Source organism: Nocardia sp., from assembly GCF_025465275.1.
In the GTDB taxonomy this organism is placed as follows: Bacteria; Actinomycetota; Actinomycetes; order Mycobacteriales; family Mycobacteriaceae; genus Nocardia.
Map to the genome: position 1 here is coordinate 13,615 of NZ_JAODNK010000074.1, position 15,425 is coordinate 29,039.

Annotated in this window: 13 protein-coding genes; 3 read left to right on the forward strand and 10 right to left on the reverse strand. The window is 68.1% G+C overall.

Going from position 1 to position 15,425, the window contains the following annotated elements; all coding sequences use genetic code 11:
• Nucleotides 1-32 precede the first annotated feature (32 nt).
• Entirely contained in the window at nucleotides 33-509 is a 477-nt protein-coding gene (locus JWN03_RS17430) for a PH domain-containing protein (protein WP_297616083.1), read from the forward strand.
• Nucleotides 506-2,260, forward strand: a complete 1,755-nt coding sequence (locus JWN03_RS17435) for a PH domain-containing protein (protein ID WP_297615790.1) — start codon at nucleotides 506-508, stop codon at nucleotides 2,258-2,260. Before JWN03_RS17430 ends, JWN03_RS17435 begins: the two co-directional genes overlap by 4 nt.
• Nucleotides 2,261-2,351: 91 nt before the next feature.
• Here the strand turns inward: JWN03_RS17435 and JWN03_RS17440 are convergent, their stop codons facing one another.
• Complete coding sequence (locus JWN03_RS17440) at nucleotides 2,352-2,819, reverse strand: carboxymuconolactone decarboxylase family protein (protein ID WP_297615792.1); 468 nt, start codon at nucleotides 2,817-2,819, stop codon at nucleotides 2,352-2,354.
• 243 nt (nucleotides 2,820-3,062) lie between these two features.
• Here JWN03_RS17440 and JWN03_RS17445 point away from each other — a divergent pair, with 243 nt between their 5' ends.
• Nucleotides 3,063-5,018, forward strand: coding sequence for a GMC family oxidoreductase (locus JWN03_RS17445; RefSeq protein ID WP_297615794.1), 1,956 nt, complete (start codon nucleotides 3,063-3,065; stop codon nucleotides 5,016-5,018).
• Between the two features lie 6 nt (nucleotides 5,019-5,024).
• Here the strand turns inward: JWN03_RS17445 and JWN03_RS17450 are convergent, their stop codons facing one another.
• The 9 genes from JWN03_RS17450 to typA form a co-directional block, all read right to left on the reverse strand.
• The gene (locus JWN03_RS17450) at nucleotides 5,025-5,399 is read right to left on the reverse strand and encodes a DUF742 domain-containing protein (protein ID WP_297615796.1); all 375 of its coding nucleotides are present in this window, start codon (nucleotides 5,397-5,399) and stop codon (nucleotides 5,025-5,027) included.
• Nucleotides 5,396-5,812: a roadblock/LC7 domain-containing protein gene (locus JWN03_RS17455; RefSeq protein WP_297615798.1), complete on the reverse strand. Its 417-nt coding sequence runs from the start codon at nucleotides 5,810-5,812 to the stop codon at nucleotides 5,396-5,398. Before JWN03_RS17455 ends, JWN03_RS17450 begins: the two co-directional genes overlap by 4 nt.
• A complete protein-coding gene (locus JWN03_RS17460) occupies nucleotides 5,809-8,154 on the reverse strand; it encodes a sensor histidine kinase (protein ID WP_297615800.1) in 2,346 nt (781 codons plus the stop codon). The genes JWN03_RS17455 and JWN03_RS17460 overlap by 4 nt, the downstream gene beginning before the upstream one ends.
• A gap of 225 nt (nucleotides 8,155-8,379) precedes the next feature.
• Nucleotides 8,380-9,678: an FAD-binding oxidoreductase gene (locus tag JWN03_RS17465; RefSeq protein WP_297615802.1), complete on the reverse strand. Its 1,299-nt coding sequence runs from the start codon at nucleotides 9,676-9,678 to the stop codon at nucleotides 8,380-8,382.
• Between the two features lie 135 nt (nucleotides 9,679-9,813).
• On the reverse strand, nucleotides 9,814-10,329 hold the full coding sequence (locus JWN03_RS17470) for a hypothetical protein (RefSeq protein WP_297615804.1): 516 nt from the start codon (nucleotides 10,327-10,329) through the stop codon (nucleotides 9,814-9,816).
• Entirely contained in the window at nucleotides 10,326-10,484 is a 159-nt protein-coding gene (locus JWN03_RS17475; RefSeq protein ID WP_297615806.1) for a hypothetical protein, read from the reverse strand. The genes JWN03_RS17470 and JWN03_RS17475 overlap by 4 nt, the downstream gene beginning before the upstream one ends.
• 5 nt (nucleotides 10,485-10,489) lie before the next feature.
• The gene (gene mshB / locus JWN03_RS17480) at nucleotides 10,490-11,413 is read right to left on the reverse strand and encodes an N-acetyl-1-D-myo-inositol-2-amino-2-deoxy-alpha-D-glucopyranoside deacetylase (RefSeq protein ID WP_297615807.1); all 924 of its coding nucleotides are present in this window, start codon (nucleotides 11,411-11,413) and stop codon (nucleotides 10,490-10,492) included.
• Nucleotides 11,410-13,134 (reverse strand): ABC transporter family substrate-binding protein, encoded by a 1,725-nt coding sequence (locus JWN03_RS17485; RefSeq protein ID WP_297616085.1) that lies wholly within the window; start codon nucleotides 13,132-13,134, stop codon nucleotides 11,410-11,412. The genes mshB and JWN03_RS17485 overlap by 4 nt, the downstream gene beginning before the upstream one ends.
• Before the next feature lie 277 nt (nucleotides 13,135-13,411).
• A complete protein-coding gene (gene typA, locus JWN03_RS17490; protein ID WP_297615808.1) occupies nucleotides 13,412-15,307 on the reverse strand; it encodes a translational GTPase TypA in 1,896 nt (631 codons plus the stop codon).
• Between the last annotated feature and the right edge of the window lie 118 nt (nucleotides 15,308-15,425).

Consider the following 15,425-nt stretch of genomic DNA (forward strand, 5'->3'; position numbering starts at 1 on the left):
CCGGCGAGCTTCGCACCGCCGGGGGCGGCATCATGGCGGACCCGGCCTGGCACCCGAGTCCGCGGGCCAAACTGCTGTGGGCGCTCAGTGCCACATTGTCGTGGATCTTCCCGTTCGTCGCGCTGATCATCTGGATGATCGTCGATCCGCCGCGGCGCACGGCGCAGGTGTGGATCCTCGGAATCGCGGTGGTGGCAGCCGCATTCAGCATCGTGGCGGTGCCGCTGTGGCGGTACGCCGTGCACCGGTGGGAGATCACCGATGAGGCCGTCTACACGCGTACCGGGTGGTTCACGCAGGAGAGCCGGGTCGCGCCGATCAGTCGCGTCCAGACGGTGGACACCTACCGGGGACCGCTGGAGCGGCTGCTCGGGCTGGCCACCGTCACCGTGACCACCGCGTCCTCCGCCGGGGCCGTGCACATCAGCGCCCTGGACACCGAGGACGCCCGGCGCACGGTCACACAGCTCACCGAGATCGCGGCCCGGCATCGCGGAGACGCGACATGAGTCATCCGCCCGGCCCCGATCCCGCACCGTCCTATGCGCCATCTCCCTACGCGGCCCCGCCCGATGCGCCCCCGTCCGATGCGCAACCGCCCTACGCGCCCCCGTCCTATGCGCCATCTCCCTACGCGCCACCGGCCGATGCGCAACCGCCCTATGCGCCCCCGGCACTTCCGGACCCGGCGGCCGCGCCCGGCGTGCCGGAGGCCGAATCCTGGCAGCGGCTGGATCGGCGAATGCTGCTGGTGCATCCCATTACCGAGCTCATCCGCTATATCCCGGTGCTGCTGGCGACCTTGATCGCCGGTGCGCGCAGCGACAGTCCGGTGTGGAGCCTCGGCGTGGTGGCGGTCATCATCACCTTCGCGCTCACCCGCTGGTTCACCACCACCTATCGCATCACCGCGGACAATCTGGAACTGCGCACGGGATTGTTTCAGCGCAAACGGCTTTCGGTGCCGCGCAATCGGGTGCGATCGGTCGATGTGGAGGCGGATCTGCTGCATCGGGTGCTCGGTCTGGCCGTGCTGTCCATCGGCACCGGCCAGCAGGCCGAACGCAAGGACCGGTTCCGGCTCGACTCACTCGACGCCCAGCTGGTACCGGCGCTGCGCACCATACTGCTCGAGCACACCCATATGGGATCGGAACATACTGCCGCACAGCAGGTTCCGGAGTCTGCCGCGAACAGCACCGTGGTGCTCGGCAAACCGCACACCCCGGCCCCCGAAGCCAAGCCGCCGGTGGAAATCGCGCACTGGCGACCGGAGTGGGTGCGGTACGCCCCCCTGTCCCTGACCGGATTCGCGATCATCGCCCCGATCCTCGGCCTGGCGTTCCAGTACGGCTTCGCGAAGGTCATTGTCAATTCCGACGCCGTGCAGGGCCTGGAAGACGGTGGCGCACAAGCCATAGCCCTGGCAATCGCCGCCCTCCTCGTCTTCCTGGTGCTGTTCGTCAGCCTCACCGCCTGCGCCCGCTACCTCGCCACCTACTACGGGCTGCGGGTCACCGACGACGGCACCACGCTGCATATCCGCCACGGCCTGTTCACCACCCGGCAGATCACCCTCGATCTGGCGCGCCTGCGCGGAGTCACCGTCAACGAGCCGCTACTGCTGCGCATGGCCGGCGCCGCCGAACTCGAAACCATCATGACCGGCACCAAATCTCGTCAGAAGGTGCTCCCCCAGGCGCCCCGGACCGCCGTCGATCACACCGTCGCGCATCTGCTCGGCGCCGGCGCCGCCATCGACGACGCACACCTGACCGTCCCGCCACCGGTGACCGCCGCTCTGCGGTCACACGGCCCGGCCGCGCAGCGCCGCCGGTTCACCCGCGCGCTCGGCCCCCTGGCGCTCATCGCGGCGGCGCTACTCATCACATCCCTTGCGGGCGTGGATATTCCGGCCTGGCCGTGGATACTGCTGGCGGTGGCCGCGGCCTCGGCAGTCGCACTGGCGCAGGACCGCTACCGCGGCCTCGGCCACACCGTGATCCCGGCCGCCCACGGCAACCCCACCTGGCTCATCACCCGCAGCGGCTCCCTGGATCGCGACCGCGACTGCCTGGAGGGCCCGGGCATTATCGGCTGGACGGTCCGGCAATCCTGGTTCCAGCGCCGCGCCGGACTGGCGACCATCACCGCCGCGACGGCCGCGGGCAAGAAGCGCTATCACGTGATCGACATCCCCTTCGATCAAGCCTGGCCGCTGATCGAGGCGGTCACGCCGGGTCAGCTCGGAATCCGCTGAGCCGCGCACTGCCCGAACTACGAACGATGCCCGGCATCGGATCGAATGATCCACTGCCGGGCCTTGATTCGCGGTATGTCAGGTCAGCTGGTCACCACTGTCCGGGGACGTAGTCGCCACCTGCCATGCCCGCGATCACATTCAGACGGTTCCAGGCGTTGATCGTCGCGATGAGGGAGATCAGCGCGCCGATCTGATCGTCGTCGAAGGACTTGCGGACCTGCGCCCAGGTGTCCTCGCCGATGCCGCGGCTGTTGTCGGCCAGGCGGGTGCCCTCCTCGGTCAGCGCCAGGGCGGCGCGCTCGGCCTCGGTGAAGACATTGGATTCCTGCCAGGCGGCGATCAGGGCCAGGCGCACCGGGGTCTCACCGGCGTGGACGGCATCCTTGGTGTGCATATCCAGGCACATTCCGCACCCGTTGATCTGGGAGGCGCGAATCTTCACCAGCTCCTGAATCGCCTTGTCCAGCGGGGACTCGTCGATGACCCGGGCGGCGGTCACCAGGCGCTTGTTGAACTTGGCGGCGATCTCGTTCTCGTACAGGGCGAAGCGGGTCATTGTCTGCTCTTTTCTCGTTCGTTGTGCGGCTACATCAGGTCGACGACGCAGCCTGCCGAGGTGTGACATCGGCAGTAATGTGGGCGTCGTCACACCCCGGATCGGCACGTGGAACCGCTGCGCGATGTAACTGCCAATTCACCTGCGATCCAGAGACTTTGACCAGATGACAGCGCCAAAAAGTAAGCGGACATTCCGGTGCTGTGGTAGAAATCACCGAGAATTACGAAGGGTGGATTCGTCATGGAACCAACAGCCGAACAGCGGGCCGCACTGGGCCTGATCTGCGATACGTTCCTGCCCGGGGACGGGCTGACGCTGCCGGCGGCGACGGAGCTCGGGGCTGTCGACACCATCTTCCAGATCCTGGGGCGCAATCCGCGCGAGGCGGAGCAGAAGCAGCTCGCGACACTGCTCGGACTGTGGGACTCCCGGCTGACGGGACTGCTCACCGGCAATGGCCTGCGGCGCTTCTCGACGCTGACGCAGGAGCAGCGGGAAGCGGCGCTGCTGCGGCTCGGCGACTCCCGGCTCGCACCGGTCCGCGCCATCTTCCAGGCCCTCAAGGGCGCCTCACTACTCGCCTACAACGTCACTCCGGGACCGACCGGCACCAATCCACTGTGGAAGGAAATCGGCTACCCGGCCCCGGCCGGCGCCCTGCAGACCGCGCCCCAGCCGGCGCTCGCTCCGCTGCGCTTCACCGAATCCACCACGCTCACTTGCGATGTCGTGGTCATCGGTTCCGGCGCGGGCGGCGGTGCGGCGGCGGCGGTGCTCGCCGAGGCCGGTCTCGACGTGGTGGTGCTGGAACGCGGAAACTATTACGACGACCGGGACTTCGGCGGCGGCGAGCTCGACGCCCTGACCAATCTCTACGCGCCCGGCCCCGCGGGCTCGGCCGAAGGCCAGATCACCCTGGTCGCGGGCACCTGCCTGGGCGGCGGCACGGTCGTCAACTGGAGCACCTCGCTGCCCACACCCGACAGCGTCCGCCACGAATGGGCCGAGCTGGGCGCCCCGCAGTTCGCCGAGGACGAATTCGGCGACGCGCTTGAGGTGGTGCAGAAGCGGCTGGGGGTCACTAGGAATCACTCGCCGCTGTCGGCGCGCGACGGCGTGCTGGAGCGCGGCGCCCAGGCGCTCGGGTGGGATATCGACACCCTGCCCCGCAATGTCACCGACGCCTGCGACGCCGGTATCGAATGCGGCCGTTGCGGTTACGGCTGCCGCCTCGGCGCCAAGCAGTCGGTGAACAAGACCTGGCTTGCCGATGCCGCCGCCAAGGGTGCGCGCCTGGTGATCGATGCCGACGTGCGCCGAATAGACGTGAAAAATGGTCGCGCCGAGGCAGTTTCGGCACGCACCTCGAACGGCGTCGAGATCACCGTGCAGGCCCGCGCGGTAGTGGTGGCCGCCGGCGCCATCCAGACGCCCGCGCTGCTGAAGCGTTCCGGATTGCGCAATAAGAACATCGGCCGCCACCTGCGGCTGCATCCGGCCGCAGCGGTCTTCGGCGTCTTCGACGAGGAGATCCGGCCGTGGGAGGGCGGGCTGCAGACCCGCATCAGCCGCCACCACGCCGATCTGGACGGTAAGGGCTACGGCGTCATCTACGAGACCGGGCCGATCCATCCGGGCCTGGGCACCGGTTTCATGAGCTGGCGCGGCGCCGCCGATCATCGCAATACCATGCTGGACTTCGCGCGCTCGGATGCCATCGGCATCATTACCCGGGACCGCGATTCGGGCACCGTCTCGGTGGACGGCGACGGCGAGCCCATCGTGAAATACCGGCTGTCGGACTACGACGCCGCACACCTGCACACCGGAATCACCGGCGCGGCATCGATTCTCGAAGCCGCCGGCGCCCGCCGCATCTTCTCCGGACATCAGGCGGGGGTGTCCTACGAGCCGGGTGTGCGCGGCTCACACGCCGAATTCGACGCCGCCTGCAAGCGCGCCGGTTACGGTCCGGGACAGTGCGCGCTGGGCGCACTGCACATTATGGGCTCGGCCCGCATGGGCGGCTCCCCGGAGCTCTCGGCCACCAACCCCGACGGTGTCACCTGGGATGTCGCGAATATCGTGGTCGCTGACGGCTCCAGCTTCCCCACCGCGCCGGGTGTCAATCCCATGGTGTCCATCGAGGCCATCGCCTACATGAACGCCAAACGGCTGGCGGCACAGCTGATTTGACCGCGATCAGAGGGACCTGATACCCGCCAGCACCGCGTGCAGCAGCCCCATATCGGAGCTGTTGCCCGTGGGGATCGGCGGTGACCGGTATACCAGCCGCCCGTCGTCGATCAGATCACCGAGCAATACCTTGGTCATGGTCACCGGCAGCCGCAGGTGCGCCGCCACCTCGGCCACCGAAAGCGGTGTGCGGCACAGCCGCACGATCATGGTGTACTCGGGTTCGGTGCGCCGCAGCGCCATTCCCGGATACGCATCGACCACCAGCGTGGTCAGATCCAGCTCCGGTCGCTCGACCCGGCCGCGGCCGCGGGTCACGGCATAGAGGCGGACCAGCGGTCCGGCATCCTCCTCATACCAGTGCTCTCGCGGCTCGTTCATGGCCGTTGCGGACTGCTCGCATGATTTCGCGGGTCGACCGACAGATGCGTGCCGACGCGCTGCACCGTCTGATTCATCCCGTAGGCCACCAGGCCCATATCGGCTGTCTCCGCGGCCAGGAGCGCCAGGCAGGCATTTTCCCCGGCCGCGGTGATGAAGAGCACCGCCTGATCCAGCTCCACCACGGTCTGGCAGACCCCACCGGCCCGGAAATGCTGACCGGCGCTGCGCGCGAGACTGTGCAGCGCCGAGGCCATGGCGCCGAAACGCTCTGCGTCGGAGCGCTCCTGGCCCTTCGAGAAACCGAGCAGCAGTCCGTCCGTGGACAGCAGCACCGCCGCCTGCGCGTCGGGCAGTCCGCTCACCAATTCGTCGAGCAGCCAGCCGAGGTCGATTCGCTGGGAGGTGGTCATTGTGGTCCCTTCTCGGATTCCGGGCGCACCTGGCGGCCCTGCCGGGTGCCCTTCGCAATGGCGCTCATGAGATTGCGCGCTTCGTCGGGAGTGCGCTGACGCGGCGCAGTGGGAACCGGCGCTTCGGCACTCTCCTCCGGGCCGCCGGGACGGTTCCGGCGCGGCAGGTGCGGCCGGTCGCCCAGCTCCTGCGCGAGGACCGGGACCGGCGGCAGTGCGACCGGGGCGGGATTACCCACCAGTGCGGAGATCGCCGTCGGGCTCGGCTCCCGGATCGGGGCGCTGGGCAGCGGCGCCCGCAGCGCCGGGAACTGATCGGAGCGCACGGCATTCGACCAGGCGGGCGTCACGTCGAACGCGTTCGGCCCACCGCCGGGCATCTCGGCGCGCGGCGGGGCGACCTCCAGCAGCGCCGACGGAATCAGCACCACCGCCCGCACACCGCTGTACACGGACTCGGCCAGACGCACCGTAATGCTGTGCCGCCCAGCCAGTTTCGCGACAACGAAGAGCCCCAGCCGGGTATTGCCGGACAGCGTCGCCACACTGAAGTCGGGCGGATTCGCCAGCACCGCATTGCGTTCCGCGTATTCGGCCTCCGACATACCGAGACCCTGATCGATGACCTCGACGGCCAGACCCCGGCCGACCACCACCGCCGACACCGTGACATGCGATTCCGGCGGGGAGCAGGTCGTCGCATTGTCCATGAGCTCGGCGAGCAGATGAATCACATCGGCGACGGCATGACTGGCGATCCGTACCTCGGGCAGCCGCCCGGTCTGAATCCTGGTGTAGTCCAGGCTCTCCGCCACCGCGCCACGGACGAGATCGAGCAGCAGCACCGGATTACGCCAGCGCCGGCCGGGCTGCTCACCGCCGAGAATGATCAGATTCTCGGCATTGCGGCGGGCCCGGGTCGCGAGATGGTCCAGCTGGAACAGCAATTCGAGCTGATCGGCGTTCTTCTCCTCGCGCTCGGCCCGGTCCAACAGGGTGAGCTGGCGATGCACCACCACCTGGCTGCGGTGCGCGATATCGAGGAATACCGCATTGATGCCCGCACGGGTCTTCGCCTCGGCGACCGCCGCCGACACCGCCGCGATATGGGCGCGGTTGAAGGCATCGGCCACATGGCCGAGCTCATCGGTGCCGAAGTCCAGCCGCGACACCTCGGCATTGATATCGACGTCCGCGCCCTCGCCCAGTTTGCGAATCAGCTCGGGCATGCGCTCATCGGCCAATTCCAGGGTGTCGTGCCGCAATCGGCGCATCCGGCCGATGAAGCGGTTGGCCAGCAGCAGGGCCGCCACGAAAGCCAGTGTCGCAATGAGCAATACGGCCGCGCCGCCGAGCAGCGAATTGCGGGTGGCATCCTCGCCCTGCTTGCGGGCGAGGACGTGCGCGTCCCGGCTCTGGTCCTCCCACAGCTTCTGCAATGCGGCATTGATCTGCCCGGACGCCGTCTGCCATGCGGCAACACCGAGGGGCAGCGGGGTGGCGGCCTTCGGTGCTGCCCGGTCGCGGGACTTCGCCGAGCTGTCGGTACTGCTGTCGGCATCGGTATCGGATACCGGGCCGCGCAATATCAGGGCGTCCTGCATGACGGTGACCTGCTGCCAGGCCGGATCACCGGTAATGGCATTCAGCTGGGCGAGCCGCTGGTCCTTCAGCACCGAGGCGGAATAGGCCACCTCACTGCGGAATTCGCCCACCCGATTACTGAATTCGAGCAGCTGGGCCGCGGACATCTCACCCGTCGTCAGCGCCACCGCGCCCATGGTGTCGGCCTGCGACAGCGCCTCCGCCGCCCGCAATTGCTCGACGGCGTAGCCCAGCTCGATGCCGATCTTGGCCGCCGGCGCCACCCGGGCCGCCACCATGGAGGCGGAGATAATGGTGCCGATCACCTGCGTGAAGAACCCGAATACCTGGTCCGCCGGCATCTGCCGCGAATCGACCCCGCTGCGCAGGACCGGCACCATATTGAAAAGCTTGTCGTAGCCCGCGATTTCGGCGGCAGCGCCATCGGGATTGAGCTCGCGGGCCGCATCACCCTTGGCAATGACCGCCGCCAGCGCCTCGTCCGAATGTTTGCGCGCATCGGGCAGCCCCGCCACCGCATCGGTCTCACCGGCGAGGGACAGTACGGACAGTCGCCGTTCCTCCTCGAGTCCGGAGACCATGAGAATCGCCGGAGAGGTGGTGCTGCTGGCCAATTCGGCCCACTGCTTCGCTTCCCGAGCGGATTTCACCAGATAGACGGCCGCGCCGCCGCCGATGGCCAGCAGCGTGACACTGGAGATGAGCACGATCCCCATCAACCGGACCCGGATACTCACCCAGCCGCGGACACCGCGGCCGCCCGAATCAGATGTCCTGCCCAGGGATTTGCGCAGGTTCCGCCAGCTGCCCACAGTGATACTTCCCGCTCCCGAACGCCGTGGCGCCCCACTTCATGCCACACCGCCAGAAATGAGCGATACGTCACGCTTCTCTCGTCGAGAGAGTAACGGAAACATCCCGAATCGACTACAGGTTCAAATCATCTCGACAAACTATTGACTTCATACGCCAAAGTTTGCGCGAATCACCGTGTGCGGGTCGCGGTCTCGTTTGACCGCCCGCAGCCGATCCAGAGTCGCCGCATCGAATGCCGCGGCAGCCGACTCCCCCGCGGCGAGGAACGTATACGGCTTCGCGCCGCTCACGTGCGCTCCCAGCGCTGCGACCACCGCATCCTGCTTGGCGGACACCGCATCTCGCAACTGCGGAATGCCGAGACCGAGCAGGTAGAGCAGATACGGTTCGGCGACCGGACCGCGCGCACCCGAACCCGGCCGGGTCAGCGCGCCGCCCAGATGCCGCACCTGAATATTGAGCAGCGGCGCAACCGGTTCGGCCAGAATCACTTTGAGCGTCGCATCATCGAGGTCCGTGAGCAGCTCGGCACGCGAGACGGACGGGCTGGGCGTGGTCGGCTCGGCGGAGATATCACCGAGATTCCCCGTGGACATGGCAGCGCGGGTATCGGAGGCGGCGCCGCCCAGCCGATCGATCACCGCCACCAGTTCGCGCCCCTGCTCCGCGGCACCCAGGTAGGCGACGTCGAGCGCCACCATCTCTGGTGCGTTCGGGAACTGGAAGCGGTGGAACCACACCGTCAGCTCGTCCGGAGCCCGAGAGGTCAGCTCACGGAACGCGTCCCAGACCTCCGGCAGGCGCTCGCCCGGCCACACCACGCGGCCGCCGTACAGCTCCGGCGCCGGGAACAGCTCGAATTCGAGTGCGGTCACCACCGCGACATCACCGCCACCGCCGCACAGTGCCCAGAACAGTTCCGGATCGCTGCTCAGCGTGACTCGGGCCGCCGCACCCTCGGCATCCACGATCTCGAAGGCGCGCACCGCATCCGAGGCCCAGCCGTGTTTGCGGCCGAACCAGCCCAGACCGCCGCCCAGCGTGTACCCCGTCACGCCCACCACCGGATTGCTGCCCGCCAGACCGGTCAGGCCGTGCTCCGCGGCCGCCGCCTGCACCTGTCCCCAGTTCGCGCCCGCGCCGACCCGTGCGAGCCGCGCCGCCGCATCGATCCGCACGGTATCGAGCCGCCCGGTACGCAGCAGGATCGCGGTATCGATATCACCGGTCGCACCGTGCCCGGTGGGCTGGGTCGCGACCGCCAGGCCCGCCGCCCGCGCGAACCGCACCACCGCGGCCACATCATCGGCGTCCGCGGCCTCGACCACCATCGCCGCCCGCTGCGTGATGGCGGTATTCCACGGCGTCACCGCCTGCTCGAAATCCATGTCACCGGGTGCCAGCACCCGGCCCCGGACCGCACTGCGCAATTGTTCGAAAGCCATGGTCATTCCTCGTCCCTGGTCAGCATGTCGTCTCCGAGCGCTGCGGCGCACGGCCGGTTCAGCGCGATTCGACAGGCTGACGACGCAGGCCTGGAAAGTGTGACACCGCCCTACGACAGGAAACGGCGGACGACGCTAGCGAGCCGCCGCGATCTCGTGCGCGTAGCGGGAAGTGGCGCGCCAGTACAGGTACAGCCCGGACGGCAGCAGCCCGCAGATGAGCAACAGCATGGTCGGCCAGTCGCTCATGAGCATGATGTCGCCACCGGGACCGGAACTGGCGCACACCAGGAAGCCGAGGATCCACACCGTCAGCGGCATGATCATGACGGCAGTGCGCGTGCTGACCACGGACATGCCCGCCACCAGCAGCACATTCACCACGGCCGCCACCAGTGCCGTGAGAGGCAGCGGGATGGCCCCCGCGGTGGTACTGGTCGACGCCAGCGGCGCGGCGGCGGCCAGCAGCGGCGCACTCTCGTGCACGGTCGCGTGACCCGCGTACAGCGGCAGGTAGAGGACCTCGAGCACCAGCGTGATGAGTGCGTCGACGGTCAGGAACAGCGCTATGGCAGCGCCCACCCACTTATTGCCCGCGCGGACCCCGAGGCTCGCCGCATCGTCCGCACGAGCGCTGACTGCGGCCGTCACGACACCGGCGGGAAGCCGAGCAGGGTCAGCAGGTGGCTCTGCAGATCGACGAAGCCGTACAGCACCGTCAGATACAGATCGTGCTGTGCCTGGAAGTTGGGGCGCTGGCTCTCGACGAACGCCGCGATCGCATTCTGCAGATCCCAGTTGTACATGGGGGTCAGTGTCTCATCCCGGTCGACTGTGAAACATACGTGTCGGTCAATCCGGCGAACAGGTCGTGCTCCCGGCCGTCCGCACCGGCCTGGCCGCGCCGGCCGCGCACCAGGATGTAGTGCTCCTCCGGTAGCACCGGCTGGGCAATATCGTTCGACAGGGCGAACTCGCGGCCGGACGGCGCCACCGTCACCTGGGTGGCGTGCGCACGCAGAGCGGCGCGCTTGGCGGCAAGGGCGTCCGCGATATCCACCGTGGTGGTGACGGATTCGTGTGGCACACAAGCCAATTCGCCATCGTGCGGCAGTCGCCAGCCGCGCGGCAGCGCGCCGGGCAGCTGATCCACGGTGCGCCGCTTGAGCGCTTCGGTGTGCATGGCGAGCGTGGCGCTGTCGGTGACGGTCCAGTACACCTTCGGCACCTCCCACCCCTCCTCCACCGCGAGATCGACTGCCGCCATGGTGATTTCGTGCGCGCGAATATGGTCCGGATGCCCGTACCCGCCGCGCGGGTCGTAGCCGATCACCACGCTCGGCCGCAGCTCCAGAATCACCTGGACCAGCGCCTGCACCGCCTCGTCACCGGAGTTCACGAAGGCTCGCGGATTCCGTGCCGCCGGCGTCCCGGCCATGCCGGAGTCCCGCCAGCGGCCCGCGCCACCCAGCAGTCGCGGGGGTGCGGCGTCCAAAGCTGCCAGGGCCCTGGTCAATTCGAGAATCCGATAGCCGCCGAGCTGATCGGCCTGATCGGCGACCAGCTGCGCCCACTGCTCCCCGATGACCTCACCCTCCTCACCGAGGGTGCAGGTCACCACGGTGACCGGCACACCACGCCGCCGGTAGTGCGCGATGGTGCCACCGGTGGTGATGGATTCGTCGTCGGGATGCGCGTGCACCAGCAGCAGCCCACCGGTTTCGGGCGCGGTCACGGCAGCCGGTGCCAGTTCGCGGCATCGGCGAAGACGCCGATCTGGATGGCGCCACTGAGCGAAGCCCCGTCCACGCGCGGTCCGGCCGCCGCCACCTGGGTGTCCTGCACGATGGGCAGGACGGTCGCCAGATCCCACAGCTTCGGCTCCGACTCCGCGATCACCTTGCCGACATCGATACCGCGCAGGGCGGCGTCGATACCGGGTTGCAGCGTCGGATCGCAGACACCGGACAGATTGGACGGCGACTTCTTCGCCGCATCCGCGACGGCGGTGTCACTGCTTGCGCCGGATGCGTCGGGCGCCACCACCGGCGGGCAGCCGTAGCGTGAGGCCAGCACGGTCGCCGGATCGGCGCCCGCCCGCTCCCAGCCGACAATGGCGTCCACACCGGGATCGGTGTCGTCCTTGCCGTACAACTGCGCGGCCGCGATGCTGCGCACATTGACATCGATTCCGGCACTGCGCAATTGGTCGGCGGCGGTATTGGCGACCGCGAGCGTGGAATCGTCACCCTCCACCGCGCCGATCCGGATGGTCAGCGTCTTACCGTTCTTGGCGATCGGACGCGGTTGCGGCGCGGGCGAAGTCGGCGACTGCGTGGCGGGAGTCTCCGGCGCACGGCCGTATCCGGCCTCGTTCAGCAGCCCGAACACCTCGTCCGTGCCGAGCCGCGGCGGCGAGGTCGCCACATAGCCGGGATCGGACGGCGCCAACACCTGTGCGCGCACCGGCTCCACCCAGCTGCCGGTCTGCGCGCCGACGGTGGCCAGCAGCACCGGATCCAGCAGTCCGAGCACGGCTCGCCGCACCCGGATATCGGCCAGATCCCCGACCCGGCCGTTCAGTACCAGCTGCATTTCCCGGGACTGCGCCATCACGGCCGTGCGCACCGACGGAATGGCCGCCAGCTGCGATTGCAACGCGACCCCGCCATGCACGAGCGCCATCTGCGCGTCCCCGACCCGCAGCGATTCAGCCACCTGCGCGGGAGTTCCACCGCGCCGCAACAGAATCTGATCCGGGACCGCGGGCTTGCCCCAGTAGCGGTCATTGCGTTCGAGCAGAATCTCCTCGCGACCGCGATCGGCCTGCTTGATGCGGAACTGCGCGCCGGAGACCCGGATGGTGTCCATCAGGCCCTGCTCGAACCCGGAATCCTTCACCAGATGCTGCGGCAGCAGATCCGCGAACAGCTGCCGCCAGGCCGGGTACTCCTCGCGCATGGTGACGGTGACGGTCTTACCGCCCGCCGAGGAGCTGATATCCGAAATGAGCCGGTACCCAGCGGGATCCACCACACCGGGCTGCGTGATCATCTGCTGCCAGAGGTATTTGAAATCCTCCGCCGCGATGGGGGCGCCATCGGACCAGGACGCCTCGTTCTTGATCTGATAGGTGATGGTGAACGGCTCCTGCGAGGTCACCTCCGCCGACACCATGAGCGCCGGATCCAGCACCCAGTCGGTGCCGCCCGGCACCGCCGGAGTGGGCGCCGGCCGGAAGGGGCTCGGCAGCACCATCGACGACACCGCGGCCGCCGCCGGCGACTGCTGCGAGCGCAGATGCGGATTGAAGCCGATGCCGATGTCATCCACCGCCACCACCACGGAATTGCTCCCCGGCTTGGCAGGCTGCGTCTTCGGACTGTCGGTGCTCTCGATGGGCGGAGGCGGATTCGCGGTGCACCCGGTGGCGACCGCCAGCAGCGTCGCCACCATCACCAACACCGCCCGCAACGATGCGTGCACCCGGGGCCCCGTTCTCACTGTGTCCAATTTGCCCTCCGCTTCGCTCCGGGCGGGTTCGCGGCCCTGGGAGTCTCGCTCTTCCCTCCTCCGCTCCTCCGCTTCGCTCCCCCGCTCCGTCAGTCCAGACCGAGACGGGCCACGAACCAATACAGCGCGGCAAGCGGCCCAAACCTGAAGCAGGCAAGAACGAAACGGTCGTCCGCGGGCTGCACGCCTGCGAACGACCGTATCGGGTCAGCGCCAGATACTACTGCGCACCGCGGTCGCGAGCTTTCTTGCGAGACAGTTCGCGGCCGCGCTCGGTGGCGCCGAGCAGGACCTTGCGGACGCGGACGACCTCGGGGGTCACCTCGACACACTCGTCGTCGGTGCAGAACTCCATGGCCGCTTCCAGATCCAGGTGCAGCGGCTTGGCCAGGGTCTCGAACACATCAGCCGTGGCGGACCGCATATTGGTCAGCTTCTTCTCACGGGTGACATTGATGTCGAGGTCCTCGGCGCGCGGGTTGATGCCCACGACCATGCCCTCGTAGGTGTCGGCGCCCGGCTCCACGAAGAACTGGCCGCGATCGGACAGCTGGATCATGGCGAACGGGGTGACCGAGCCGGCGCGGTCGGACACCAGCGAACCGGTGTGGCGGGCGCGAATCTCGCCGGCCCACGGTGCGTAACCGTCGAACACGGCATTGGCGATACCGGTGCCGCGGGTGTCGGTGAGGAAGTCGGTGCGGAAACCGATCAGGCCGCGCGACGGGACGATGAACTCCATCCGCACCCAACCGGCGGAGTGGTTGCTCATCTGGACCATCTTGCCCTTGCGGGCGGCCAGCAGCTGGGTGACGGCGCCCAGGTACTCGTCGGGGCAGTCCACGGTCAGCTCTTCGAAGGGCTCGTGGATCTTGCCGTCGACGGTCTTGGTGACCACCTGCGGCTTGCCGACGGTCAGCTCGAAGCCTTCGCGGCGCATCTGCTCGACCAGGATGGCCAGCGCGAGCTCACCACGACCCTGCACCTCCCAGGCGTCCGGGCGGCCGATGTCGAGCACGCGCAGCGAGACATTGCCGACCAGTTCCTGGTCCAGGCGCGCCTTCACCTGACGGGCGGTGAGCTTGTGGCCCGACACTCTGCCGACCAGCGGCGAGGTATTGGTGCCGATGGTCACGGAGATCGCCGGCTCGTCAACGGTGATGCGCGGCAACGCAACCGGGTTGTCCACATCGGCGAGGGTGTCGCCGATCATGATGTCCGGGATGCCCGCGATGGCGACGATGTCACCGGCGATGGCCTCCTCGCCGGGCTTGCGCTCGACACCGATGGTCTGCAGCAGCTCGGTGATCTTGACGGTCTTGGTGCCCTCGGGGGTCATCCACGCCACGTTCGAACCCTTGCGCAGGGTGCCGCTGTAGATGCGGACCAGGCCGATACGGCCGAGGAACGGGGAGGCGTCGAGGTTGGTGACGTGCGCCTGCAGCGCCGCGGTCGGATCACCCTTGGGGGCGGGGACGTACTTCATGAGCACGTCGAACAGCTCGTCGAGGTTGTCCACGCCGGGGGCGTGGCCGTTCTCGGGACGGGTGGTGGAAGCCTTGCCCTCACGGCCGGAGGCGTAGATGACCGGCAGGTCCAGAGCCAGTTCGGCGGCCGAGGAGGCTTCGTCGTCCAGATCGGAGGCCAGGTCCAGCAGCAGATCGTGGCTCTCTTCGACGACCTCTTCGATACGGGCGTCGGGGCGGTCGGTCTTGTTGACCACCAGGATCACCGGCAGCGAGGCGGCGAGCGCCTTGCGCAGTACGAAGCGGGTCTGCGGCAGCGGGCCCTCGGACGCGTCCACCAGCAGTACGACACCGTCGACCATGGACAGACCGCGCTCGACCTCGCCACCGAAGTCGGCGTGGCCGGGGGTGTCGATCACATTGATGACAGTGAGCGAACCATCGGCGTTATGCCTGTGCACCGCGGTGTTCTTGGCGAGAATGGTGATGCCCTTCTCGCGCTCCAGATCACCGGAGTCCATCACCCGGTCGACCAGCTCGGCGCGTTCGGCAAACACGCCGGACTGACGCAGCATGGCGTCGACCAGTGTTGTCTTGCCGTGGTCGACGTGCGCCACAATGGCGACGTTACGGAACTCGACAGACGACACGTTAGATTCCTCCTGGTGCAAAGGGTTGGCCCGACCCGGCGGGTCATGCATGGGGAAACTCGAGATTCCACCGGGCATGCGGCGAGCTATACATTACCGTTCGCCGAAGTCACACCTT

Excerpts from the sequence above, each read along its gene's own strand:
- JWN03_RS17485 (WP_297616085.1), bottom strand. The coding sequence starts at position 13,134 with ATGGTGGCGACGCTGCTGGCGGTCGCCACCGGGTGCACCGCGAATCCG.
- JWN03_RS17465 (WP_297615802.1), bottom strand. The coding sequence starts at position 9,678 with ATGGCTTTCGAACAATTGCGCAGTGCGGTCCGGGGCCGGGTGCTGGCA.
- JWN03_RS17455 (WP_297615798.1), bottom strand. The coding sequence starts at position 5,812 with ATGACCACCTCCCAGCGAATCGACCTCGGCTGGCTGCTCGACGAATTG.
- JWN03_RS17475 (WP_297615806.1), bottom strand. The coding sequence starts at position 10,484 with ATGTACAACTGGGATCTGCAGAATGCGATCGCGGCGTTCGTCGAGAGC.
- JWN03_RS17450 (WP_297615796.1), bottom strand. The coding sequence starts at position 5,399 with ATGAACGAGCCGCGAGAGCACTGGTATGAGGAGGATGCCGGACCGCTG.
- JWN03_RS17430 (WP_297616083.1), top strand. The coding sequence starts at position 33 with ATGGCGGACCCGGCCTGGCACCCGAGTCCGCGGGCCAAACTGCTGTGG.
- JWN03_RS17445 (WP_297615794.1), top strand. The coding sequence starts at position 3,063 with ATGGAACCAACAGCCGAACAGCGGGCCGCACTGGGCCTGATCTGCGAT.
- JWN03_RS17435 (WP_297615790.1), top strand. The coding sequence starts at position 506 with ATGAGTCATCCGCCCGGCCCCGATCCCGCACCGTCCTATGCGCCATCT.
- JWN03_RS17440 (WP_297615792.1), bottom strand. The coding sequence starts at position 2,819 with ATGACCCGCTTCGCCCTGTACGAGAACGAGATCGCCGCCAAGTTCAAC.